At 66.6% G+C, this 19,503-nt stretch carries 25 protein-coding genes and 2 pseudogenes; 16 read left to right on the forward strand and 11 right to left on the reverse strand.

The window, feature by feature from the left end; genetic code table 11:
• Positions 1-57: 57 nt before the first annotated feature.
• Positions 58-549 carry a pyridoxamine 5'-phosphate oxidase family protein gene (locus A5745_RS17715; RefSeq protein ID WP_076117685.1) on the reverse strand — a complete coding sequence of 164 codons (492 nt, stop codon included), beginning with the start codon at positions 547-549 and terminating at the stop codon, positions 58-60.
• A gap of 16 nt (positions 550-565) precedes the next feature.
• Positions 566-1,444, reverse strand: a complete 879-nt coding sequence (locus A5745_RS17720; protein WP_076117687.1) for an SDR family oxidoreductase — start codon at positions 1,442-1,444, stop codon at positions 566-568.
• An 84-nt stretch (positions 1,445-1,528) separates the two neighbouring features.
• On the opposite strand from A5745_RS17720, the gene A5745_RS17725 reads away from it, so the two are divergent.
• Genes A5745_RS17725 through A5745_RS17755 form a run of 7 tightly spaced genes read left to right on the forward strand, consistent with a single transcriptional unit; the run spans position 1,529 to position 6,647 of the window.
• Positions 1,529-2,101, forward strand: a complete 573-nt coding sequence (locus A5745_RS17725; RefSeq protein WP_076117689.1) for a TetR/AcrR family transcriptional regulator — start codon at positions 1,529-1,531, stop codon at positions 2,099-2,101.
• A 32-nt stretch (positions 2,102-2,133) separates the two neighbouring features.
• The gene (locus A5745_RS17730; protein WP_076117691.1) at positions 2,134-3,567 is read left to right on the forward strand and encodes an NAD(P)-binding protein; all 1,434 of its coding nucleotides are present in this window, start codon (positions 2,134-2,136) and stop codon (positions 3,565-3,567) included.
• 32 nt (positions 3,568-3,599) lie between these two features.
• Positions 3,600-4,139: an RNA polymerase sigma factor gene (locus A5745_RS17735; RefSeq protein WP_076117693.1), complete on the forward strand. Its 540-nt coding sequence runs from the start codon at positions 3,600-3,602 to the stop codon at positions 4,137-4,139.
• The gene (locus A5745_RS17740) at positions 4,136-4,840 is read left to right on the forward strand and encodes a Rieske (2Fe-2S) protein (RefSeq protein WP_076117696.1); all 705 of its coding nucleotides are present in this window, start codon (positions 4,136-4,138) and stop codon (positions 4,838-4,840) included. Before A5745_RS17735 ends, A5745_RS17740 begins: the two co-directional genes overlap by 4 nt.
• A gap of 51 nt (positions 4,841-4,891) precedes the next feature.
• Positions 4,892-5,347 (forward strand): cupredoxin family copper-binding protein, encoded by a 456-nt coding sequence (locus A5745_RS17745; protein WP_240563032.1) that lies wholly within the window; start codon positions 4,892-4,894, stop codon positions 5,345-5,347.
• Positions 5,344-6,276, forward strand: a complete 933-nt coding sequence (locus tag A5745_RS17750; protein ID WP_076061609.1) for a metallophosphoesterase — start codon at positions 5,344-5,346, stop codon at positions 6,274-6,276. The genes A5745_RS17745 and A5745_RS17750 overlap by 4 nt, the downstream gene beginning before the upstream one ends.
• Positions 6,273-6,647 (forward strand): hypothetical protein, encoded by a 375-nt coding sequence (locus A5745_RS17755; RefSeq protein WP_076061610.1) that lies wholly within the window; start codon positions 6,273-6,275, stop codon positions 6,645-6,647. Before A5745_RS17750 ends, A5745_RS17755 begins: the two co-directional genes overlap by 4 nt.
• A gap of 17 nt (positions 6,648-6,664) precedes the next feature.
• Here the strand turns inward: A5745_RS17755 and A5745_RS25110 are convergent.
• Positions 6,665-6,991 (reverse strand): annotated as a pseudogene (locus A5745_RS25110) (lipoprotein LpqH); the annotation flags it as partial.
• 19 nt (positions 6,992-7,010) lie between these two features.
• Between A5745_RS25110 and A5745_RS25200 the strand changes: the two are divergent.
• On the forward strand, positions 7,011-7,142 hold the full coding sequence (locus tag A5745_RS25200) for a hypothetical protein (protein ID WP_256385497.1): 132 nt from the start codon (positions 7,011-7,013) through the stop codon (positions 7,140-7,142).
• Positions 7,143-7,175: 33 nt separating this feature from the next.
• On the opposite strand, the gene rfbC is transcribed toward A5745_RS25200, so the two are convergent.
• Genes rfbC through A5745_RS17780 form a run of 4 tightly spaced genes read right to left on the reverse strand, consistent with a single transcriptional unit; the run spans position 7,176 to position 10,516 of the window.
• Entirely contained in the window at positions 7,176-7,784 is a 609-nt protein-coding gene (rfbC, locus tag A5745_RS17765) for a dTDP-4-dehydrorhamnose 3,5-epimerase (RefSeq protein ID WP_076061613.1), read from the reverse strand.
• Between the two features lies 1 nt (position 7,785).
• Positions 7,786-8,781 (reverse strand): dTDP-glucose 4,6-dehydratase, encoded by a 996-nt coding sequence (rfbB, locus tag A5745_RS17770; protein ID WP_076061615.1) that lies wholly within the window; start codon positions 8,779-8,781, stop codon positions 7,786-7,788.
• 9 nt (positions 8,782-8,790) lie between these two features.
• Positions 8,791-9,651: an LLM class F420-dependent oxidoreductase gene (locus tag A5745_RS17775; protein WP_076061616.1), complete on the reverse strand. Its 861-nt coding sequence runs from the start codon at positions 9,649-9,651 to the stop codon at positions 8,791-8,793.
• A 19-nt stretch (positions 9,652-9,670) separates the two neighbouring features.
• Positions 9,671-10,516, reverse strand: a complete 846-nt coding sequence (locus A5745_RS17780) for an LLM class F420-dependent oxidoreductase (RefSeq protein WP_076117700.1) — start codon at positions 10,514-10,516, stop codon at positions 9,671-9,673.
• 225 nt (positions 10,517-10,741) lie between these two features.
• Here A5745_RS17780 and infA point away from each other — a divergent pair, with 225 nt between their 5' ends.
• From infA to truA, 8 genes are all read left to right on the forward strand, one after another.
• Positions 10,742-10,963 (forward strand): translation initiation factor IF-1, encoded by a 222-nt coding sequence (infA, locus tag A5745_RS17785; protein WP_003418601.1) that lies wholly within the window; start codon positions 10,742-10,744, stop codon positions 10,961-10,963.
• 33 nt (positions 10,964-10,996) lie between these two features.
• Positions 10,997-11,110, forward strand: coding sequence for a 50S ribosomal protein L36 (gene rpmJ, locus A5745_RS17790; RefSeq protein WP_003879483.1), 114 nt, complete (start codon positions 10,997-10,999; stop codon positions 11,108-11,110).
• A 164-nt stretch (positions 11,111-11,274) separates the two neighbouring features.
• Positions 11,275-11,649 carry a 30S ribosomal protein S13 gene (gene rpsM / locus A5745_RS17795; protein ID WP_076061620.1) on the forward strand — a complete coding sequence of 125 codons (375 nt, stop codon included), beginning with the start codon at positions 11,275-11,277 and terminating at the stop codon, positions 11,647-11,649.
• A gap of 3 nt (positions 11,650-11,652) precedes the next feature.
• A complete protein-coding gene (rpsK, locus tag A5745_RS17800; protein ID WP_076061621.1) occupies positions 11,653-12,072 on the forward strand; it encodes a 30S ribosomal protein S11 in 420 nt (139 codons plus the stop codon).
• 15 nt (positions 12,073-12,087) lie between these two features.
• Positions 12,088-12,693, forward strand: a complete 606-nt coding sequence (rpsD, locus tag A5745_RS17805; protein ID WP_076061623.1) for a 30S ribosomal protein S4 — start codon at positions 12,088-12,090, stop codon at positions 12,691-12,693.
• A 76-nt stretch (positions 12,694-12,769) separates the two neighbouring features.
• Positions 12,770-13,813, forward strand: a complete 1,044-nt coding sequence (locus A5745_RS17810) for a DNA-directed RNA polymerase subunit alpha (protein WP_076061625.1) — start codon at positions 12,770-12,772, stop codon at positions 13,811-13,813.
• Between the two features lie 32 nt (positions 13,814-13,845).
• Positions 13,846-14,427: a 50S ribosomal protein L17 gene (gene rplQ, locus A5745_RS17815; protein ID WP_076061626.1), complete on the forward strand. Its 582-nt coding sequence runs from the start codon at positions 13,846-13,848 to the stop codon at positions 14,425-14,427.
• Positions 14,399-15,265, forward strand: a complete 867-nt coding sequence (truA, locus tag A5745_RS17820) for a tRNA pseudouridine(38-40) synthase TruA (protein ID WP_076117703.1) — start codon at positions 14,399-14,401, stop codon at positions 15,263-15,265. Before rplQ ends, truA begins: the two co-directional genes overlap by 29 nt.
• Here truA and A5745_RS17825 read toward each other — a convergent pair.
• The 4 genes and pseudogenes from A5745_RS17825 to A5745_RS17840 all read right to left on the reverse strand — a co-directional run bounded on the left by A5745_RS17825 (position 15,262) and on the right by A5745_RS17840 (position 19,418).
• Positions 15,262-15,842, reverse strand: a pseudogene (locus tag A5745_RS17825) (cutinase family protein). The gene truA and the pseudogene A5745_RS17825 overlap by 4 nt on opposite strands.
• A 32-nt stretch (positions 15,843-15,874) precedes the next feature.
• The gene (locus tag A5745_RS17830) at positions 15,875-16,810 is read right to left on the reverse strand and encodes a cutinase family protein (RefSeq protein WP_175879849.1); all 936 of its coding nucleotides are present in this window, start codon (positions 16,808-16,810) and stop codon (positions 15,875-15,877) included.
• Between the two features lie 173 nt (positions 16,811-16,983).
• Complete coding sequence (locus tag A5745_RS17835; protein ID WP_076117705.1) at positions 16,984-17,436, reverse strand: hypothetical protein; 453 nt, start codon at positions 17,434-17,436, stop codon at positions 16,984-16,986.
• 122 nt (positions 17,437-17,558) lie between these two features.
• A complete protein-coding gene (locus A5745_RS17840; protein ID WP_076117708.1) occupies positions 17,559-19,418 on the reverse strand; it encodes an alpha/beta hydrolase in 1,860 nt (619 codons plus the stop codon).
• Between the last annotated feature and the right edge of the window lie 85 nt (positions 19,419-19,503).

Here is a 19,503-nt window from a genome sequence, read left to right on the forward strand (position 1 = left end):
CGTATACGCGCTAATACTTGGATATCCTAGTAACTTGGCTCGGGCGGGGCAAGGCGCTCAGTGCTTGCGCACGACGCGCTCGGCTTCGCCGTCCTTCCAGATCGTGATGTCCAGGTGGCCATCGGTCACCTCGACCGCGGACCCACCGATCAAGTCGGCCCGATAAAGGTGATCGAACTCCTGCCCTCGAATGTCGAAGCCGGTCTGTTCGTAGAGCGCTTCGGCGTACCTCTGATGCAAGTCCTTGTCACCGACGTCCTCAACAACGCCGAACAGCTTCGCGTCGCCGTCCTTGACCTCGGTGTCGACGGTGGCGGTGTGCAGGCAGAAGCGCGGATCGCGCGACAGGTCATGGAATTTCGTCGTCCCCGGCATCCCGCCGATCCAGAGCCGATCTTCGAAGAACCTCGGCTCGATGGGGCTGATCCGGGGAAACCCGTCCGAGCGAAGCGTGCCCAACATGCAGAGGTTGCCGGTCGCGGCGTGGCGGCGGAGGAATATGGTCGCGATTCGCGGGGCTGCTGCCGTGAACTCTCTCCAGCTGATCATGGTCGCGACCGTAGCCTCAGAGAGGGTAGTTCCCCGCCTCCAGGTCCTCGAGCAGGCTCGGATGGGTGGGCCGCCAGCCGAATCTCTCCTGGGTCAACTCGCTCGAGGACGGCTGATCACGGGCGAATATGGTGCCGAGGAACCCGAAATGCTCGGCGGGCACCGACGCCGCGGGGAGATCGAGCTGGCGCCCGATGGCCTCGGCGAGCGCGCGCATAGGGTCGCCCTCGTCGCCGACGGCGTGCGCCACCGTCCCGGGCGTCGCCTCCTCGAGGACCAGGCGGAAGAGCCGGGCCGCGTCGAGGACGTGCACGGCCGGCCAGCGCTGGGCGCCGTCGCCGACATATCCGGAGACCCCGGTCCGTCGGGCCGCCTCGACGAGCAGGGAGGCGAACCCGCAGGGGCCGCCCGCCCGGTGGACCGAGCGGGGGAGGCGGACCACCGCCGAGCGGACTCCTTGGGCCGCCAGTTCCAGTGCGGCGTGGGCGTTTCGGCCGCGCCCGCCGATTAGCCCCTCGGTCGGCGCGGGGTCCCGCTCGGTGGAGGCGCGGCCGGGGATGGGGGGCGTGCCCGAGGCCATGACGAACGGCTTGCCGCTCCTCGCGAGGGCCGCGCCGAAGGTCTCGACGGCGACCGCCTCCTGCGCGACGGCCCTCTCGAAATCGTCGAAGTGGAGGAAGGCGAGGTGGACGACCCCGCCGGCGTCCTTGGCGCCGGCGCGCAGGCTCTCGGGGTCGTCGAGGTCGCCGTGCAGCACGTCGGCCCCCATGGCTTTGGCGGCCTGGGCCGACGCGTCGGAGCGGGCCAGCGCCAGAACCTCGTGGCCCGCGCGGATGAGCTCGGGAACGACGGCCGAGCCGACCCCGCCGGTGGCGCCCGTGACGAAAACTCGCATGACACACTCCTCAAGTGATGGGACCAATGTCCCATCACACTACCACGGTGATGGGACAAAGGTCTCATCGCCTACCATGACGGCATGCCCCGATGGGAACCCGATGCGCGTGCGCGGCTGGTCGAGGCGGCGCTGCACCTCTTCTCCGAGCGGGGCTACGACCGAACCACCGTCGCCGAGATCGCCGATCGGGCCGGCCTGACGAAAAGCACCTTCTTCCGGTATTTCCCCGATAAGCGCGAGGTGCTGGCGGCCGGGCAGGAGACGTTGTCCCGACTCCTGACCGAGGGCATCGCCTCGGCGCCCGCGGACGCCACCCCGCTCGTCGCGGTCGCCGCCGGGCTGGAGCGCGCGGCCGGGGCGATGACCCCGCTCAATCGCGAGCTTGCTCCCCAGGTGAAGGCCGTCATCGCCACCAGCACCGAACTGCAGGAGCGCGATGCGCTCAAACAGGTCGGCCTCGCCGCGGCCATGGTGCAGGCGCTGCGAGCGCGCGGCGTGCCGGAACGGGCGGCCGCCCTGGCTGCCGAGCTGGGCGCGTTGGCTTTCAAAGAGGCATTCGCCGAATGGATTACGGCAAAGGGCGACCAGAGCCTGGCTGAACTCGCACTCAAGGCCTTGGACGAGCTGCGCACCGCGGCCGCCGAAATTCGCTGAAGCGAGCCGGGGCCGATTAGCCTTTACCCCGTATGCACACCATCGAGGCCGACTACCTCGTCGTCGGGGCCGGCGCCATGGGCATGGCGTTCATCGACACGCTGATCTCTGAGACAGAGGCACGCGTGGTGGTGGTCGATCGCTACCACCAGCCGGGCGGGCATTGGACGACGGCCTACCCGTTCGTGCGGCTGCATCAGCCGTCGGCGTTCTACGGCGTGAACTCGTTGCGCCTCGGCAGCGACACCATCGACCAAATCGGCTGGAACAAAGGGCTCTACGAACTCGCGACGGCCGGGGAAGTCTGCGCGTACTACGACCATGTGATGCGTCAGCGGTTCTTGCCGACGGGCCGGGTCAGCTACTTCCCGATGAGCGAATATCTCGGCCTGCAAGACGGCGAAGGCCGCTTCGTGACGATGGCCGGGACCGAGTACACCGTCAACGTGGCGCGCCGCGTCGTCGATGCCACCTACATGCGCGTCATGGTTCCCTCGATGCGCCCGCCCCCGTACCAGGTCGCGCCCGGTATCGAATGTGTCGCGCCCAACCACCTGCCCGGGCTCGGCGCCCGCGAGCGCTACGTCGCCGTCGGGGCCGGCAAGACCGGAATCGACACCTGCCTATGGCTACTGGGCCAGGGCATCGCGCCGGATCGGCTGACGTGGATCATGCCGCGGGATTCGTGGCTACTGGATCGCGCGACGATCCAGCCCGGCTCGTTGCTCGCCGATCAGATCAAGGCCGCGTTCACCGCGCAACTGCGGGCCGTCCGGGACGCCGAGTCCGTCGAGGACCTGTTCGCGCGCCTCGAGGACGCCGGCGCGCTGCTGCGGATCGATCCCGCGGTCCGCCCCACCATGTACCGCTGCGCAACCGTCACCCGGCTCGAACTCGAGCAGCTGCGGCGCATCTCCGACATCGTGCGGATGGGCCACGTGCTGCGTATCGACGCCGACGAAATGGTCCTCGACGGTGGATCCCTGGCGATGGACCGCCGCGCGCTGTACATCGACTGCAGCGCTGATGGCGCCGAAAAGCGGCCCGCCACACCAATTTTCGATACCGGCCGTATCACGCTGCAAAGCGTGCGCGGTTGCCAGCAAATATTCAGCGCCGCACTGGTCGGCCACGTCGAAACCGCCTACCGCGATGACGCCGTGAAAAACCGGCTGTGCGTCCCGCTGCCGCACCCGGACACCGACCTCGACTGGTTGCGCATCGCGCTGGCCGACTACGGAAACCAGCTGCGCTGGATGGAGGACCCGGACCTGACGGAATGGCTCGCCGGCGCGCGCCTGGACCTGTTCGGTCACCTGATGGGCCATCTTCTGGCGCCGGCATCGGCGAAGCCCCGCGTGCAGGACCGGATACTGGGCATGGCCAAATCGGCGCTGTCTGCCACCGCCACCAAACTCGACCAGCTGATGGTCCAGGAAGCCTCACTCACCGCGCCGTCGGTGTAACCCGAGCTGATATTGGTCGGTAAAGGAGGCACGTGGCGGCGCAAAACGAACCCGTCGGCCCGCGACCATTGCGCGCGGTGCCCGACGACGGCTATGCCGACTGGAACGCGGTGTATCAGGACAACGCGGCCTGGGTGTACCGGACGCTGTTCGCTAGAGTCGGCAACCGGGCCGACGCCGAGGACCTCACCGCCGAGGTCTTCCTCGCCGCGCTGCGGCCGCTGCGCCTGACCGCGAGCGTCGGCGAGGTCCGCGCGTACCTGCGTGCCACGGCCCGAACGGTGCTGGCCGCGCATTGGCGCGAGACCATGGGCCGCGAAATCACCGCGATCGAGGACATCGAAGCGCCACCCGACAGCGAGGAAGCGATCAGCACCGCACCACAGCGCGTCGCGCACGTTCTCGACAATCTGCCGGACCGTTATCGCCGCATTTTGGAACTGCGGTTCCTGCAAGGCAATTCGATCAAGGAGTCCGCGACCGAACTCGGGATCAGCGTCGCCAACGCCAAAGTTCTCCAACACCGCGCTCTGCGACTGGCAGCGCAAGTCAACGATGGGGGCCAGCCATGAACGCGCGCGGATTGCGCCGCTACGTCGACGACCTGCTGCGGGCCCGCCGGCCAAAACCGTTCGCGCCCGACGACTTCGAGGCGGCGCAGATCCGCACGGCAATCGAATTGCGGGCCGCCCGGCACGGCGCCGAGGTGGACGACGCCCCCAGCCCCGAATTCCTGGCCGACCTGCATGGTCGCCTCGCGGAGCAGATGTCTGGTTCGCGGCCGGCCGCCGCGCCGAAGGCCAATACCACGCGCCGCCAGGTCATCGTCGGCACCTCCGCCGCCGCCGCGGCCGCCGCCGCCGCGGTGTCCATCGATCGGGCGGTGACGGGCGGACCCGCCGAAGCCCCCGCCGTCGCGGGACAACTCATGCCCAACGACGGAAGCTGGCAGCGAGTCGCGGCCAGCTCGGACGTGCCCGACGGGCAGATGCACCCCTTCGACCTCGGCTCGGTCAGCGGATTCGTCCGTCGTGTCAACGGCAAACCCGAGGCGATCTCCGGGGTCTGCACGCATCAGGGGTGCCGGCTGTGGTTCGACGCGCCCGACGACCGGCTGCGCTGCCCCTGCCACTCGACGTCGTTCTCGCCCACCGGGCAGGTGCTCACCCACCAACTGCCGATCGCACCAAAGCCGTTGCCCACATTGATGGTTCGCGAGGTCGGCGGGGTGATCGAGGTGTTCGCCCCGGCGCGCCCCGACCAGTCGGCCTAGCCGCCCGGGCCCGTGTAACCCGTCGCCCTATCTCTTGGCATGGATATCCCCATGCTTCGAAAACATGTGATCGCGGCGGTGGCCGCCGGCGTCGTGCTGGCCGGATGCTCGTCTTCGCCGCCGGCAGCGCAACCGTCGGTCACCTTCGGGTCGGGCGCCAGCGCCACCCCCGGGATGCCGGGAATGAGCGGGATGCCGCCGGCCTCGGGAGCGCCGACGGGCTCGGCGTCGGCAACGGGATCGCCGGGGCCGGCCACGGGTGACCAGGTCAGCATCGACAACTTCGCCTTCGCGCCCGCGACGTTGACCGTCAAGGTGGGCGGCACCGTCACCTGGACTAATCGCGACGAAGAACCGCACACGGTGGCGGCGACCGACGGCTCGTTTCACTCACCGGGAATGGGCACGGGGGCTACGTTTTCGCACACCTTTCCTACGGCGGGAAAGTTCGACTACGTCTGCTCCATTCACCCGTCCATGCACGGCACCGTGGTGGTGACGGGATGACCAACAATGACCCGAACACGATGACCCGCCGTCAGCTCATCCGACACTCGGCCTGGTTCGGCGCGGCGGTCGGATTCGCCGTCGTTGGCGGCGAGGTCATCTCGCATGTCGCGGGCACGGCGTCGGCCTCGCACGCTGGGGCCCGGCCCACCCTGCGGTTCGCCCAAGTCAGCGACAGCCACATCGGCTTCTCCGGTCCGCCCAACCCGGACGTCACCGCCACGTTCGGCCATGCGATCGATCAGATCAACGGCCTCGGCTACACACCGGATTTCGTCATTCACACCGGCGACCTCACCCACCTGTCGAGCCCGGAGCAGTTCGATCAGGTGAAGCAGATGCTCTCGAAGCTGCAGACTCCGCACGTGTTCACGGTGCCCGGCGAACACGATTCGGTCGATGACGCTGGGCAGAAGTATCGGAGCGTCTTCGGTGCGGGGACTCGCGGCGACGGCTGGTACAGCTTTGACGTTGCCGGTGTCCACGTCATCGCCCTGGTGAACACCTTGAACCTGAAGAAACTTGGGCATCTGGGCACCGACCAGCTGGAGTTCGTCGAGAAGGACGTCGCGGGCTTGTCCAGCGATACTCCCATCATCGTGTTCAGCCACATCCCCCTGTTCGCGATGTACCCGGACTGGGGCTGGGGCACCGACGACGCCACCCAGGCGCTGAGCTATCTGAGCCGCTTCTCATCGGTGACATGCCTCAACGGCCATGTGCACCAACTGTTTTCCAAGACCGAAGGAAACGTGACGTTTTACAGCGGCACGACGACCGCGTATCCGCTGCCGCATCCCGGGGATGGGCCGGCGCCCAAGCCGGTCACGCTGCCGGCCGGCAAGCTGCGCGACGCCCTCGGCATTCGCGAGGTCAACTACACCAAGGGGCAGACCGCCCTGGCGTTGAAAGAGCAGAGGTTGCAATGAAATTCTTGCTTCGACTCGGCCTCGCCGCGTCCCTGGGTGTCAGCGCCGTTAGCCACGCCTACCTGTATATCCATGGCTACCAACACATCCCGATGATCGGCACCGCCTTCCTGGTCCAGGCCAGCGTGTCGTTTTCGCTCGCTGTGCTGATCGTCGCCGGCGGTCCCTGGTGGACCCAATGGGGCGCCGCCGCGATCGCGGGCGGTTCCCTGGTGGCGTTCGCACTGTCGAGGACCGTCGGGCTGTTCGGCTTTTCCGAACGCGGCTGGGACCCATCACCCCACGCGGCGCTCGCCGTCGCCTCCGAAGTGCTATGCGTGGTGCTGTGGGCCGCGCCTTTGATCAGGTCGCGTCGGCTCAGCCCCGCCTAGCAAGAACCACCGCCGTCCTAGGGGCAGGTGGCGTCGATCGTGAAGGCCTTGCTGACCTGCAGGCCCACGTTGTTCACACCGGTGGCAGTGCCGGTGATGTGGTAACTGTTGCCGTTCTTGGTGGCGCCGGCGCTGTTACCGGGCGCGCCCTCGGTGAAGCTCAGCACGACGTCGTTGATCGAGCCGAGCCCGACGTCGTGGACCACCGATGCGTCGGGCTCCAACCCGACGATCACGCCGGTGACCGCCTCGCCGATGGCGATGGAGAACTTGCCGTTGTTCGTCGCGCACACCACCGGGCCGCTGACATTCAGGGGCTCACCGCCCACGCTGACCTTCGCTTCCCCCGGCGCCGTCGCGACAGTGCTAGTCGAGGGGGCGGCACTGGAGCTGGTGCTGGGCGGGGGCGCCGAACTGGACGACGGGGCGGAGGCCTTATTGCCGCTGGAGCAGCCGGCAACGATCGTCACGGCTGCGACGGCGACTGACAACTGACGGTTCACACAAGCAGTATGTATCGCCGTTCGACTATTTGCTCGGCAAGCTGGCGATGAATCGCTGCGTGTCCTCCCAGGCGGGTAGGACACCGGATTTGCGCACTTCATCGAAGCTGGGGGCGGCCGCGTCGCGATCCGACAAGCTTGGTGCGGCGCCGTCGACCAAAGGCCAGTCGATTGCCAGTGCCGGATCCGTCGCACAGATGGTGTGCTCGCGTTGCGGGTTGTATTCCGACGAGCACAAGTACATCACCGTCGAATTGTCTTGCAGCGCAAGGAACCCGTGGGCGAGGCCTTCGGAGATGTAGATCGTCCTGCGGTCGGAGTCGTCGAGCAGCACGGAATCCCATCGGCCGAATGTCGGTGAGCCCACACGGATATCGACGACGACATCGAATACCGAGCCCGCCACGCACGTGACGTACTTGGCCTGGCTCGGTGGCAGCTGGGCGAAGTGCAGGCCACGCAACACTCCGGCGGCCGAAACCGAGCAGTTGGCTTGCCGCACGTCCAACGAGTGACCGGCGAAGGCGCTGAACCCGCGATCGGTGAGCCATTCGAAGAACAGGCCGCGCGAGTCGCCATGGATGTCGGGAGTGATTTCCCAGGCGCCGGGGATGTCGAGCTCGCGAACTTTCATCTCACTGACCGCGCGCTTCGTAGCGGGCCTCGGCATCGTCCTTCAGCGGACGCCACCAGGATTCGTTGTTCCGGTACCAGTCAATGGTGGACCGGAGACCCTCGTCGAAGTCGGTGTGCTTTGGTGCCCAATACAATTCGTCGCACAACGCCGATGAGTCGATGGCGTATCGGAGGTCATGACCGATGCGGTCGGGGACAGTGTCGAAGTCGTCGGGGTCGCGTCCCAGCATCTGCAGCAGCGTGCGCAGCACCGTCAGGTTGTCGCGCTCGCCGTCGGCGCTGATCAGATAGGTTCGGCCGATCTCGCCCTTCTCCAGGATCCGCCAGACCGCGCTGTTGTGATCGTCGACATGGATCCAGTCGCGAATGTTGGCACCGCTGCCGTACAACTTGGGTCGGCGGCCGGTGAGGACGTTGGTGATCTGACGCGGGATGAATTTCTCGACGTGCTGATACGGCCCATAGTTGTTGGAGCAGTTCGAGATTGTCGCGCGCACCCCATACGACCGCACCCAGGCCCGGACCAGCATGTCGGCGGCGGCCTTGGTCGCCGAGTAGGGGCTCGACGGGTTGTAGGGCGTCGACTCGGTGAACCGCTGCGGGTCGTCGAGCGCCAGGTCGCCGTAGACCTCGTCGGTCGACACGTGGTGCAGCCGCACACCGTAGCGCCGCACCGCTTCCAGGATGGTGTAGGTCCCGATCACATTGGTGTGCAGAAACGGCTCCGGGTCGTACAGCGCGTTGTCGACGTGGCTTTCGGCAGCAAGATGCACGACCGCGTCGGACTCGGCGACCAGCGTGGTAACCAGCGCGCCATCGGTGATATCGCCCTCCACCAGCCTGATGGCATCGCCGAGGTCCGCCAGCGACTCGCGTCGCCCGGCGTAGGTCATGGCGTCGAGCACCGTCACCGCGACATCAGGACGCTCGCGGACGGTGCTGTGCACGAAATTGGTGCCGATGAAACCGGCACCACCGGTGACCAATAGCCGCATGGTCAAACCCTAACGGGTGAGGCCCAGCGGTCCCGCCAGTTCTCCCAGTACGCGCACCACTTCGTCGTCGGGCGTCGCGTCGAGCGGCTGGACCGCGACGTGGTCTGCGCCGGCATCCAGGTGTTCGGTGAGGCGTTGCGCGATGGCCTCCGGGGTGCCGTAGGCCACCACCGCGTCGATCAACTTGTCGCTACCGGGCTTGCGCACGTCGTCGTGGGTGAATCCCGACCGCAGCCAGTTGTTCACGTAGTTGCTGAGGTCCAGGTAGAAGTTCGCGTACCGGCGGCCGATGGCACGGGCTTCGGAGGCATCGGTGCTGAGCACGACCTTGTGTTCGGGCGCCAGGAACACCGAGCTTCCGACGAGTTCGCGCGCCTTGGCCGTGTGCTGGGGTGTGGTGAGGTAGGGGTGCGCGCCGGCGCTGCGCTCGGCCGCCAGCTGCAACACCCGCGGGCCGAGCGCCGCCAGCACTCGCCGGCTGGTCGGCACCATCGCCGCGTCGAGTTCGTCGAGGTAACGGTCCAACGCGTCGTAGGGCTTGACGTACTCCTGGGTGTGCTCGCGGTGGCCCACCCCGATGCCGAGCAAAAACCTTCCGGGATAGGCGCTTTCGATGCGTTCGTACGACCGCGCGACCGCCGCGGCCGGCGCGGACCAGATGTTGACGATCCCGGTGGCCAGTTGTAGCGAGTCGGTTTCGGCAAGGGCAGGTTCGACCCAAGCCAGGTCAGCGTCCGGTGATCCGCCGATCCACACCGCGCCATAGCCCAGCGATTCGATTCGGCTGGCCAGCTGCGGCGTGATAGACCGTGATCCCAGCCATACGCCGAACCGTCCCAGATCGGGTTTTAGTGCTGCTCCCCCGGTCATTTAGGTCCCCCCTGGTGTGCTAGGTCAGCCCGAGCGGCCCCGCGAGCTCGGCCAGCGCCGAAACCAGGTTTTCATCTTTGGTCAGAACCTGCACGGGCACGTGGTCCGCTCCGGCGTCGAGGTGCTCCTTGAGCCGAGCCGCGATCTGGTCCACCGTGCCATAGGCCACCACGGCGTCGACCAGGCGGTCACTGCCCGGCCGGGTGACCTCGTCGTCGGAGTAGCCCAGGCGTTTCCAGCTGTTGCGGTAGTTGGCCAGGTTGAAATAGATGTCGAGCGCCTTGCGGCCGACCGTGCGTGCCTTGTCCGCGTCGGTGGTCAGCACCACCTTGTGTTCGGGCGCCAAGAACGCCGACGGGCCGATCAGCTCGCGTGCGTGCGCGGTGTGCTCGGGGGTGGTGAGGTAGGGGTGCGCTCCGGCGCTGCGCTCCGCCGAAAGCTTGAGAACCCGCGGTCCCAGCGCGGCCACCACGCGACGTTCGGCGGGCACGCCGTGCTCGTCGAGCTGGTCCAGGTACTCCGCCAGCGCGTCATATGGCTTGCGGTATTCGGTGTGGGCCTCGGGATGGCCGACGCCGATGCCGAGGAGGAAGCGGCCCGGGTAGGCCTCGTCGATCCGGTGGAACGATTCGGCGACCGGCGCGGCGGGCGCCGTCCAGATGTTGACGATGCCGGTGGCCACCTGCAGGGTGGTCGTGGCTTCGAGGAGGGGTTCGACCCAAGCCAGCTCGGCAGGAGGCGAACCGCCCACCCAGACCGCCCCATATCCCAGGGCTTCGATCTCCTTGGCTTGCTGGGGAGTGACGCCGCGCCCGAACGATCCGAACCGGCCAAGATTGGGCTTGCTAGCTGCAGAATCAGTCATGGTGGCTGCAACCGGCGGTGTGCGGGTGCTATTCCGCGGAGGGATTTTGGCCGGGGCCGAATAACCAGGTATCCTGGATCAACGGTGCGTCTTCGCGCCGGCTTTTGCGTGCCCAGTCCCTAGGAACTTTCCTGTCACCGGCTCACGTTTCAAGTCGGTGTGAATGCTGCGCCGATGTGGGCGCAGATGCAACGAAACTAAACGACGAGGATTTGACGAGAGGTTATGGCCAAGAAGGACGGCGCCATAGAGGTCGAGGGCCGCGTGGTCGAGCCCCTGCCCAATGCGATGTTCCGCATTGAGCTGGAGAACGGTCACAAGGTGCTTGCCCATATCAGCGGCAAGATGCGGCAGCACTACATCCGCATCCTGCCCGAGGACCGGGTGGTGGTGGAGTTGTCTCCCTACGACCTGTCCCGGGGCCGCATCGTGTACCGGTACAAATAACCCACCAACAGACGAGAACAGGATCGAAAAGCCGTGAAGGTCAACCCCAGCGTGAAGCCGATTTGCGACAAGTGCAGGGTGATCCGTCGGCATGGGCGGGTCATGGTGATCTGCTCGGATCCGCGCCACAAGCAGCGGCAGGGTTAATCCTGACGCGGCCTGAACAACTGAATGCAGACCTCCCAGCACCACTAGGCGGATACGCCGCCTACCTACGCCCGGACGGAGGCCGGGCCCCGGCCCAATTCATTTTTTGGGCAGGGAACGGACTGGGACAAGACCTCCGCATGAGATAAGAGGAAACGCCACCTATGGCTCGACTAGTAGGCGTCGATCTACCGCGTGACAAGCGGATGGAGATCGCGCTGACCTACATCTTCGGCATCGGCCGTACCCGCTCCAACGAGATCTTGGCCGCCACCGGCATCGACAAGGATCTGCGGACCAAGGATCTCACCGATGACCAGCTGACCCACCTGCGTGACTACATCGAAGCGAACTTGAAGGTGGAGGGCGATCTGCGCCGCGAGGTGCAGGGCGACATCCGCCGCAAGATCGAGATCGGCTGCTACCAGGGCCTGCGGCATCGCCGCGGCATGCCGGTGCGCGGCCAGCGGACCAAGACCAACGCGCGGACCCGCAAGGGACCCAAGCGCACCATCGCAGGCAAGAAGAAGGCCAGGTAACCGATGCCACCGAAGAAGGCAAGTGGTGCTGCGGCGCCCAAGAAGGGTCAGAAGACCCGCAGACGGGAAAAGAAGAACGTCCCGCACGGCGCCGCCCACATCAAGAGCACGTTCAACAACACGATCGTGACGATCACCGACCCCCAGGGCAACGTCATCGCCTGGGCGTCGTCGGGCCATGTCGGCTTCAAGGGTTCGCGGAAATCGACCCCGTTCGCCGCGCAGCTGGCCGCCGAGAACGCCGCCCGCAAGGCTCAGGAGCACGGCGTGCGCAAGGTCGACGTGTTCGTGAAGGGCCCCGGTTCGGGCCGGGAGACCGCGATCCGCTCGCTGCAGGCTGCGGGCCTGGAGGTGGGCGCGATCTCTGACGTCACGCCGCAGCCGCACAACGGCGTCCGCCCGCCGAAGCGACGCAGGGTCTAGGAGGAGAAACAACCGATGGCTCGTTACACCGGACCCGTCACCCGCAAGTCGCGCCGGTTCCGCACCGACCTCGTCGGCGGCGACCAGGCGTTCGAGAAGCGCCCCTACCCGCCCGGCCAGCACGGCCGCGCGCGGATCAAGGAGAGCGAATACCTGCTGCAGCTGCAGGAGAAGCAGAAGGCCCGCTTCACCTACGGCGTCATGGAAAAGCAGTTCCGCCGCTACTACGAGGAGGCCGCGGGCCGTCCCGGCAAGACCGGTGACGAGCTGCTGCAGATCCTGGAGAGCCGGCTGGACAACGTGATCTACCGAGCCGGCATCGCGCGTACCCGGCGGATGGCCCGTCAGCTGGTCACCCACGGCCACTTCACGGTCAACGGCGTGCGCGTCGACGTGCCCAGCTATCGGGTGTCGCAGTACGACATCATCGACGTGCGCGACAAGTCGGTGAACTCGGTGCCGTTCCAGATCGCGCGGGAGACCGCCGGCGAGCGCCCGATCCCGAGCTGGCTGCAGGTCGTGGGGGAGCGCCAGCGCATCCTGATCCACCAATTGCCCGAGCGCGCGCAGATCGAGGTGCCGCTCACCGAGCAGCTGATCGTCGAGTACTACTCGAAGTAGACCCCCCTGCACTGAACCCAGTGCAGGTCTTAGCGGCATCAAATAGCGGGTGCCGAGAAGGAGAAGAAGAAACACCATGCTGATCTCACAGCGACCCACACTGTCGGAGGAGATCCTCACCGACAACCGGTCCCAGTTCGTCATCGAACCGCTGGAGCCGGGATTCGGTTACACCCTGGGCAATTCGCTGCGGCGGACCCTGCTGTCGTCCATTCCCGGCGCGGCGGTCACCAGCATCCGCATCGACGGCGTGCTGCATGAGTTCACCACCGTGCCCGGCGTCAAGGAAGACGTCACCGCCATCATCCTGAACCTCAAGGGCCTGGTCGTGTCCTCGGAGGAGGACGAGCCCGTCACCATGTACCTGCGCAAGCAGGGCCCCGGTGCGGTCACCGCGGGTGACATCGTGCCGCCCGCCGGTGTCACCGTGCACAACCCCGGCATGCACATCGCGACGCTGAACGACAAGGGCAAGCTCGAGGTCGAGCTGGTCGTCGAGCGCGGCCGCGGCTACGTCCCGGCCGTGCAGAACCGGGCCTCCGGCGCCGAAATCGGCCGTATCCCAGTCGATTCCATCTACTCGCCGGTGCTCAAGGTCACCTACAAGGTGGACGCGACCCGCGTCGAGCAGCGCACCGACTTCGACAAGCTGATCCTGGACGTGGAGACCAAGAGTTCGATCACTCCCCGCGACGCGCTGGCATCGGCGGGTAAGACCCTGGTCGAATTGTTCGGTCTGGCACGCGAACTCAACGTCGAGGCCGAGGGCATCGAGATCGGGCCGTCGCCGGCCGAGGCCGACCACATCGCGTCGTTCGCGCTGCCGATCGACGACCTGGACCTGACCGTGCGGTCGTACAACTGCCTCAAGCGCGAGGGTGTGCACACCGTCGGCGAGCTGGTCAGCCGCACCGAGTCCGACCTGCTCGACATCCGCAACTTCGGCCAGAAGTCCATCGACGAGGTGAAGGTCAAGCTGCACCAGCTGGGCCTGTCGCTCAAGGACAGCCCGCCGAGCTTCGACCCGTCGGAGGTTGCGGGCTACGACGTCGCGACCGGGACCTGGTCCAGCGAGGGCGCCTACGACGACCAGGACTACGCGGAAACCGAACAGCTCTAAAGGCCAGAATCATCTAGACAGGAGCGACAGCAATGCCCAAGCCCACCAAGGGCCCTCGCCTCGGCGGGTCGTCTTCGCACCAGAAGGCCCTTCTGGCCAACCTGGCCACGTCGCTGTTCGAGCACGGTCGGATCAAGACGACCGAGCCGAAGGCCCGTGCGCTGCGGCCGTATGCGGAGAAGCTGATCACGCACGCGAAAAAGGGCACGCTGCACAACCGTCGAGAGGTTCTCAAGAAGATCCGCGACAAGGACATCGTGCACGCGTTGTTCGAGGAGATCGGGCCGTTCTACAGCGACCGCAACGGTGGCTACACCCGCATTATCAAGGTCGAGGCGCGTAAGGGTGACAACGCCCCGATGGCCGTGATCGAGCTGGTGCGGGAGAAGACGGTGACGTCGGAGGCCGATCGCGCGCGCCGGGTGAAAGCCTCGAAGAAGGCTGACGCTCCTGTCGCGGCGGCTGCGGCGCCGCAGGCCGCCGTCGAGCCGGAGGCCGCCGAGGGCCCGACGGCCGAGGAAGTCGAGGCCGAAACGGCTGAAGAAGTCGAAGCCGAGACGGCCGAAGTCGAGGCCGAGGCCGCCGATGAGGGCGACGGAGCCACCGACAGTTAGCGAGGACGTCCGTCTCCGGCTCGATATCGCCTACGACGGAACGGATTTCGCGGGCTGGGCAACCCAGGCCGGGCAGAGAACCGTCGCCGGCGTTCTCGACGAGGCGCTGACGACGGTTTTCCGCACCCCGGTGCGGCTGCGCGCCGCCGGGCGCACCGACACCGGCGTGCACGCCACCGGGCAGGTGGCACACGTCGACGTCCCGGACGACGCGCTGCCCAACGCTTACCCGCGCGCACCCCGCGTCGGCGAACCGGAATTCCTGCCGCTGCTGCGGCGCCTGGGCCGGTTCCTGCCCACCGACGTCCGGGTCCTCCGGATCGCCCGCGCCCCAGCGGGTTTCGACGCCCGCTTCTCGGCACTGCGCCGCCATTACGCTTACCGGTTGTCCACGGCGCCCTACGGCGTGGAGCCGCAGCGGGCGCGCTACGTCACCGCGTGGCCGCGCACACTGGACCTGGACGCGATGAGCACGGCGTCACGAGACCTGTTGGGGCTGCACGACTTTGCGGCGTTCTGCCGTCAGCGAGATGGCGCCACCACGATCCGGGATCTGCAGCGGTTGGACTGGTCGCGCGAGGGCGAGTTGATCACGGCGCACGTGACCGCCGATGCGTTCTGCTGGTCGATGGTGCGGTCACTGATCGGGGCGCTGCTGGCCGTCGGCGAGCATCGGCGTCCGGTCACCTGGTGTCGCCACCTGCTCACCGCGACGGACCGGTCCAGCGACTTCGCGGCCGCGCCCGCGCACGGGCTGACGCTGATCGGCGTGGACTACCCACCCGACGGCGAGCTCGCGTCGCGAATCCTGATCACCCGCGATCTGCGCACGCGCTAGAGCCGGGCGGCGGCGAAGCTGGCGGCCTGATCGATCAGGCCGGAGTTGAGATACGACGGCTGCAGGTGTGACGGCCAATTCATGCCATTGCGACAGATCGGGTCGCCCTGTGCACACTGGTCGATCGTCTTCCCCGCAAAGGCGGGGGCGACCTGCCGGGTGCCATTACCGAACAACGCAACCGCCGCGACGTGCTGATCCGCCCCCGGCGGTATCCGGCCCCAGGTCGCGAGATCAACCACTTCGGCGCCCAGGGAATACCCCCCGAGCACCTCGCGGGTGTTCGGGCACTGCTTGGCCATGGCTTGAACGTGGGCGCTGATGTCGTTGGCGCCTGCGTCGACGCTGATGTTTGCGGGATAGTTGACCCCATACGCTCCGACCGGCATAGCCGTCTTGCCGCGCAGCGAATTGAGGAACGCGTCGCCGATGACGCCGAGTCCGGGTGGTTCCTCCCGGCCCCGGGCAAATACCACCTCGGCGCCCGGGCACGCCGCCGATGCAATCGGCGCCGTGGCGGGGCTATCACCAACGTCGCGGCGAGCAATGTCGCGGCCGCGAAACCGCGCAGCCTCATGGGCCGATATATTAACCGGCCAGCCTATGCGGTCAGTGGATCGCCGAGACCAGATCAGGCGAAGGCGTGGGCGCCGCGGGCGCGGGAGCCGGCGCCGTCGTCGGAGGGATCGACGGTCCGGGCCCTGGCGCCTGTGGTACGGAACCCGGTGACTGCGGTACGGATCCCGGCGATTGCGGACCGGATCCCGGCGATTGCGGGCCGTACCCCGGTGACGTGGGGCCGTAGCCCGGTGAGGTGGGTCCGTACCCGGGTACCTGCTGGCCGGTTCCGGCCAGCAGCTTCGACGCGACGAAGGCCGCGGCCTGGGTGGTGTACACGGGCACATACCCCTCCGTGTGCCCGGTCCACTCGTTGCCCTGGCCCGCGTGGCAGATCGGGTCTTGCGGGTTGCACAGGTCGATCGCCTTGGACCCGAGCAGCGTGCTCTGGGCCGGCAGCGTTCCGCCGGCGCGGTCGGCCACGTCGCCGAAGGTGGCGACGGCCGCGATGTTGCTGGCGTATTGCGGTGGGAGCGAGTTGCCCCAGTTGATGCCGCCGATGGGAACGCCGGCCACGATGTCCATCACCGAGGCGCCCTGGGAGTAGCCGCCCAGCACGATCTTGGTGCTCGGGCACTTCTCCACGCTCTTCTTGACGCGGTCGATGGTGTCGTTGGCGCCGTCACCGCCGTGCAGCTGCAGCTTGCTGGCGGCGTAGTTCACCCCGTACGGCAGGATGTTCATGCCGGTCTGCTGGCGCAGCGAGTCGACGAAGGCGTCGCCGACGCGGCCCAGGCCGGGCGGCTCGTTGGTGCCGCGGGCGAAGATCACCTCAGCATCCGGGCAGTCGTCGGCGGAGGCCATCGACGCCGTGGGGAGGGCGAGCAGGCCGGTCGCGGTGACCAGCGCGGAAGCGCTCAGGCCGACCCAGCGAGCCGCTGACCGCGCGCCGCCCGCCCGGGGGCTACGTATGCGGTGAGTAAACACCCGGAAATTTTACCCGGATCCGGCAAACCCGAAACTCGCCCGACCTGTGGATAAACCTCAGCAGGACGCTCGGCGTGCGGTTTACCGTGAGGCGGAAATACGTATTCGACAAATTTCCCGGCGGAATTTTGGACCGATCCCTGCCGCGACAATCGCGGACCTGGCTGGCTAGATCAGGGCTGGCGGATTTCCTGGCTGATATCGACTGGGGCTGTGGAGCCATCGGTGCGGTGGTCGGTTGTGTCGCGGCATTCGCCGTTGATATCGGCTCCGACGTGACGGACAAGGCTCACCGAGGGGGGAGGGGTAGGTGCGATCGTCAGGATGGTGTTTACGCCGTTCTTCTTCAGGGTCGGCCCATGGGATTTGAAATCCGAGTCGGTGCTCCAACCATCAGCCACAAGGCCCTTGATCACCGACTGCGAGTCGACCGGCTGGTTATGCGGGATGCCAGGCAGCCAGAACGACAAATTCACAACACCGCGAAATGGTGCCTCTCCCTGGTCGTTACACGATTCATAGCTAAACGTTGCCTCGGTCACCTCGGCGTGCAAGGCAGTCACGATGTCGCGGGCAGCATCGACCACCTGGGCGCGAGCCTGTGACGAGGGCATGGGGTGACTCACGTGTTCACCACACCCGCTGAGGGCTAGGCCGATGCTTATCGCCGCGGTGGCGATCCGTGCTGCCAGAGTCCACACTCGTCACTTCCTTTCAGGGGTCTGATGCACGTCGGAGCGGTTACGAGTTAACCCGTTGCGCCAGTGTGTTGGTGCCCTGTGGTTGCTGTCCGCCACGCTTCGGGGTCGACCCATTCCGGTAAACCGTATTCGCCGCGGTGGTGCGCGGTTAGGCCGTCGTGTTGCAGGGCATCGCCGTGGCCGGAGACCACGTCGGCCATGGCGAACAGCGATTCTGAACCTTTGTCGAAGTAGTGAGAGTGATCGAAGGTCGGGTCTCCCGTGTATTGGGGGTTTTCGGCTTCGAAGCGGGTGGAGCCGAAGCCGTCAACCGAGGGGTCGTCACCGAGTCCTCCGAGGGTTGGACCGATAAGGCCGGGGCCTGTCACATGACCCGGCGCCCAGGTCACCGCGTCGCCCGAGGCCGCCCCGACATACAAATGCCCGCCGGATGCCAGGTGGAAGTCGGCCGCCGAATGCGCCAGGTCAGTGCCTGGCGAGCCCACCAGGACCACATCGTTGGTGTGCATCCCGTAGGCGGCGGCCGCATCGGACACGACGGTGGAGCCGTAGGAGTGGCCGACCACAGTCATATGCGATGGTGCCCCCAGGTGGGTGACCGGCAGCGCGTTGACATCGGCGGCCAATGACTGTGCGCCGGTCCGGGCCATGTTCGGCTCGTAGAGACCTGGGTCGTGCCAGGTGTTGGGGGCGTCGTAGCCGACCCACATCACTACGGCGGTCTCCTTGCCCCAATCAGCGCGGGCGGACTCCTCATAGAGGCGCACCCCGTCGGGATTGGACAGCGTTCCCTCCCGCACGCCGGAGCCCAACCCCTTGACCAAGACGGCGGTGTTGGCCGCTGTGTCGGGGTTTCCCATCGCGATAGCTGCAGACCCTTCTCCGCCGAATGCCTCGGGCTGGTACTTCATTAAGTACACGGGCGGGTGACGCCCGAACGCGTCCACAGCTTTTGAGGATGTGTTGAGGCCGTTTCGTGCCTGGACGGCGTTGTTGTAGCGCATGATCCCCGCCGGAGACAGCCCGTACTTGCCGGGGTCGTTGAGCACGTCTTGGACTGACACGCCATGGTTCTTGGCAATGTCCTCCACGCGGTGAAGGTCGTCGTTCATGACCGCCTCGTTGATGTCACTGCGGGCGTTGATCGGCACGCCGTTGAGATTGCCGAGTTCTTCGGGGTGCTCATCGATGAGGTGCTGGCGCTCCTGCGGTGCCAGCGATGTCCACCACTTGTGTACGTCCTCAGCACTGGTGCCGGGTGGCGGAAGCTTCGTATCTGCGTCGACTCCCCGCAGAAGGCCGTCGTTGGCATACCCGTCGGCGCGCAGACTCGCCGTCGCTCTTTGCAAGTACGCGGAGTAGCCGTCGCGTAACGAATTGAGTTGGCCCAGAGCGGATTTGGTGTCGTCGATGGCTTTCTGTTCCAGGCTGGCGATCAGCGCATCTAGCGCCTTCCGATAGCCGTCGGTGAGGTGGATGTTGTGCTCCTCTTCGACCGCTTGACCGATTTCGTCGTCGAGCTGCTGTAGTTGACTTTCCAGAGTGGAGATCAGCACCGCGCCGGTGCTTTGCGCTTGAGCAAGAGCGGCGGCGATGTTTTCCAGGTCGGCCCCGATCTTGGGTAGCTGTTCGGACTGCGCACCCAAAGCCTGGGCGGTGCGCTGTACCTCGGCGGAGTCATTGATCGGGTTCTCGCCGTTGTCGCGATTCCAGGACGCCTCAAAGCGGCGACGGGCTTCGTCGAACGCCGAATTGGACTCGGCAGTCGACCTGCCCGCAGCATGAAACGCCTGCGCCAGATCAGAAATCTGGGCTGGACGGCCTGCTTGGAGGGTTTGATTTACCGCCCATGGGTCCCCGCCGGCCTCGCCGATCAGGAGCGGAACGCTTATGTAGCGCAGCTGCATTTCACCGCTCGCGCTTTTGCGTCACTCCGCTCATTGGCGTAAGGAGAGTGCTCTGGCCCGGGCTGCAAGTCACGAGGATTGACGG

The organism is Mycobacterium sp. IS-2888 (assembly GCF_001954215.1).
Taxonomy (GTDB): Bacteria; Actinomycetota; Actinomycetes; order Mycobacteriales; family Mycobacteriaceae; genus Mycobacterium.

What these genes read in the sequence shown, in the direction of transcription:
- A5745_RS17730 (WP_076117691.1), top strand. Translation starts at nt 2,134, where the DNA reads ATGCACACCATCGAGGCCGACTACCTCGTCGTCGGGGCCGGCGCCATG.
- rpsK (WP_076061621.1), top strand. Translation starts at nt 11,653, where the DNA reads ATGCCACCGAAGAAGGCAAGTGGTGCTGCGGCGCCCAAGAAGGGTCAG.
- A5745_RS17715 (WP_076117685.1), bottom strand. Translation starts at nt 549, where the DNA reads ATGATCAGCTGGAGAGAGTTCACGGCAGCAGCCCCGCGAATCGCGACC.
- A5745_RS17720 (WP_076117687.1), bottom strand. Translation starts at nt 1,444, where the DNA reads ATGCGAGTTTTCGTCACGGGCGCCACCGGCGGGGTCGGCTCGGCCGTC.
- infA (WP_003418601.1), top strand. Translation starts at nt 10,742, where the DNA reads ATGGCCAAGAAGGACGGCGCCATAGAGGTCGAGGGCCGCGTGGTCGAG.
- rpsD (WP_076061623.1), top strand. Translation starts at nt 12,088, where the DNA reads ATGGCTCGTTACACCGGACCCGTCACCCGCAAGTCGCGCCGGTTCCGC.
- truA (WP_076117703.1), top strand. Translation starts at nt 14,399, where the DNA reads ATGAGGGCGACGGAGCCACCGACAGTTAGCGAGGACGTCCGTCTCCGG.
- A5745_RS17810 (WP_076061625.1), top strand. Translation starts at nt 12,770, where the DNA reads ATGCTGATCTCACAGCGACCCACACTGTCGGAGGAGATCCTCACCGAC.
- rpsM (WP_076061620.1), top strand. Translation starts at nt 11,275, where the DNA reads ATGGCTCGACTAGTAGGCGTCGATCTACCGCGTGACAAGCGGATGGAG.
- A5745_RS17750 (WP_076061609.1), top strand. Translation starts at nt 5,344, where the DNA reads ATGACCAACAATGACCCGAACACGATGACCCGCCGTCAGCTCATCCGA.
- rfbC (WP_076061613.1), bottom strand. Translation starts at nt 7,784, where the DNA reads ATGAAAGTTCGCGAGCTCGACATCCCCGGCGCCTGGGAAATCACTCCC.
- A5745_RS17740 (WP_076117696.1), top strand. Translation starts at nt 4,136, where the DNA reads ATGAACGCGCGCGGATTGCGCCGCTACGTCGACGACCTGCTGCGGGCC.
- A5745_RS17755 (WP_076061610.1), top strand. Translation starts at nt 6,273, where the DNA reads ATGAAATTCTTGCTTCGACTCGGCCTCGCCGCGTCCCTGGGTGTCAGC.
- A5745_RS17745 (WP_240563032.1), top strand. Translation starts at nt 4,892, where the DNA reads ATGCTTCGAAAACATGTGATCGCGGCGGTGGCCGCCGGCGTCGTGCTG.
- rfbB (WP_076061615.1), bottom strand. Translation starts at nt 8,781, where the DNA reads ATGCGGCTATTGGTCACCGGTGGTGCCGGTTTCATCGGCACCAATTTC.
- A5745_RS17780 (WP_076117700.1), bottom strand. Translation starts at nt 10,516, where the DNA reads ATGACTGATTCTGCAGCTAGCAAGCCCAATCTTGGCCGGTTCGGATCG.
- A5745_RS17840 (WP_076117708.1), bottom strand. Translation starts at nt 19,418, where the DNA reads ATGCAGCTGCGCTACATAAGCGTTCCGCTCCTGATCGGCGAGGCCGGC.
- A5745_RS17775 (WP_076061616.1), bottom strand. Translation starts at nt 9,651, where the DNA reads ATGACCGGGGGAGCAGCACTAAAACCCGATCTGGGACGGTTCGGCGTA.
- rplQ (WP_076061626.1), top strand. Translation starts at nt 13,846, where the DNA reads ATGCCCAAGCCCACCAAGGGCCCTCGCCTCGGCGGGTCGTCTTCGCAC.
- A5745_RS17725 (WP_076117689.1), top strand. Translation starts at nt 1,529, where the DNA reads ATGCCCCGATGGGAACCCGATGCGCGTGCGCGGCTGGTCGAGGCGGCG.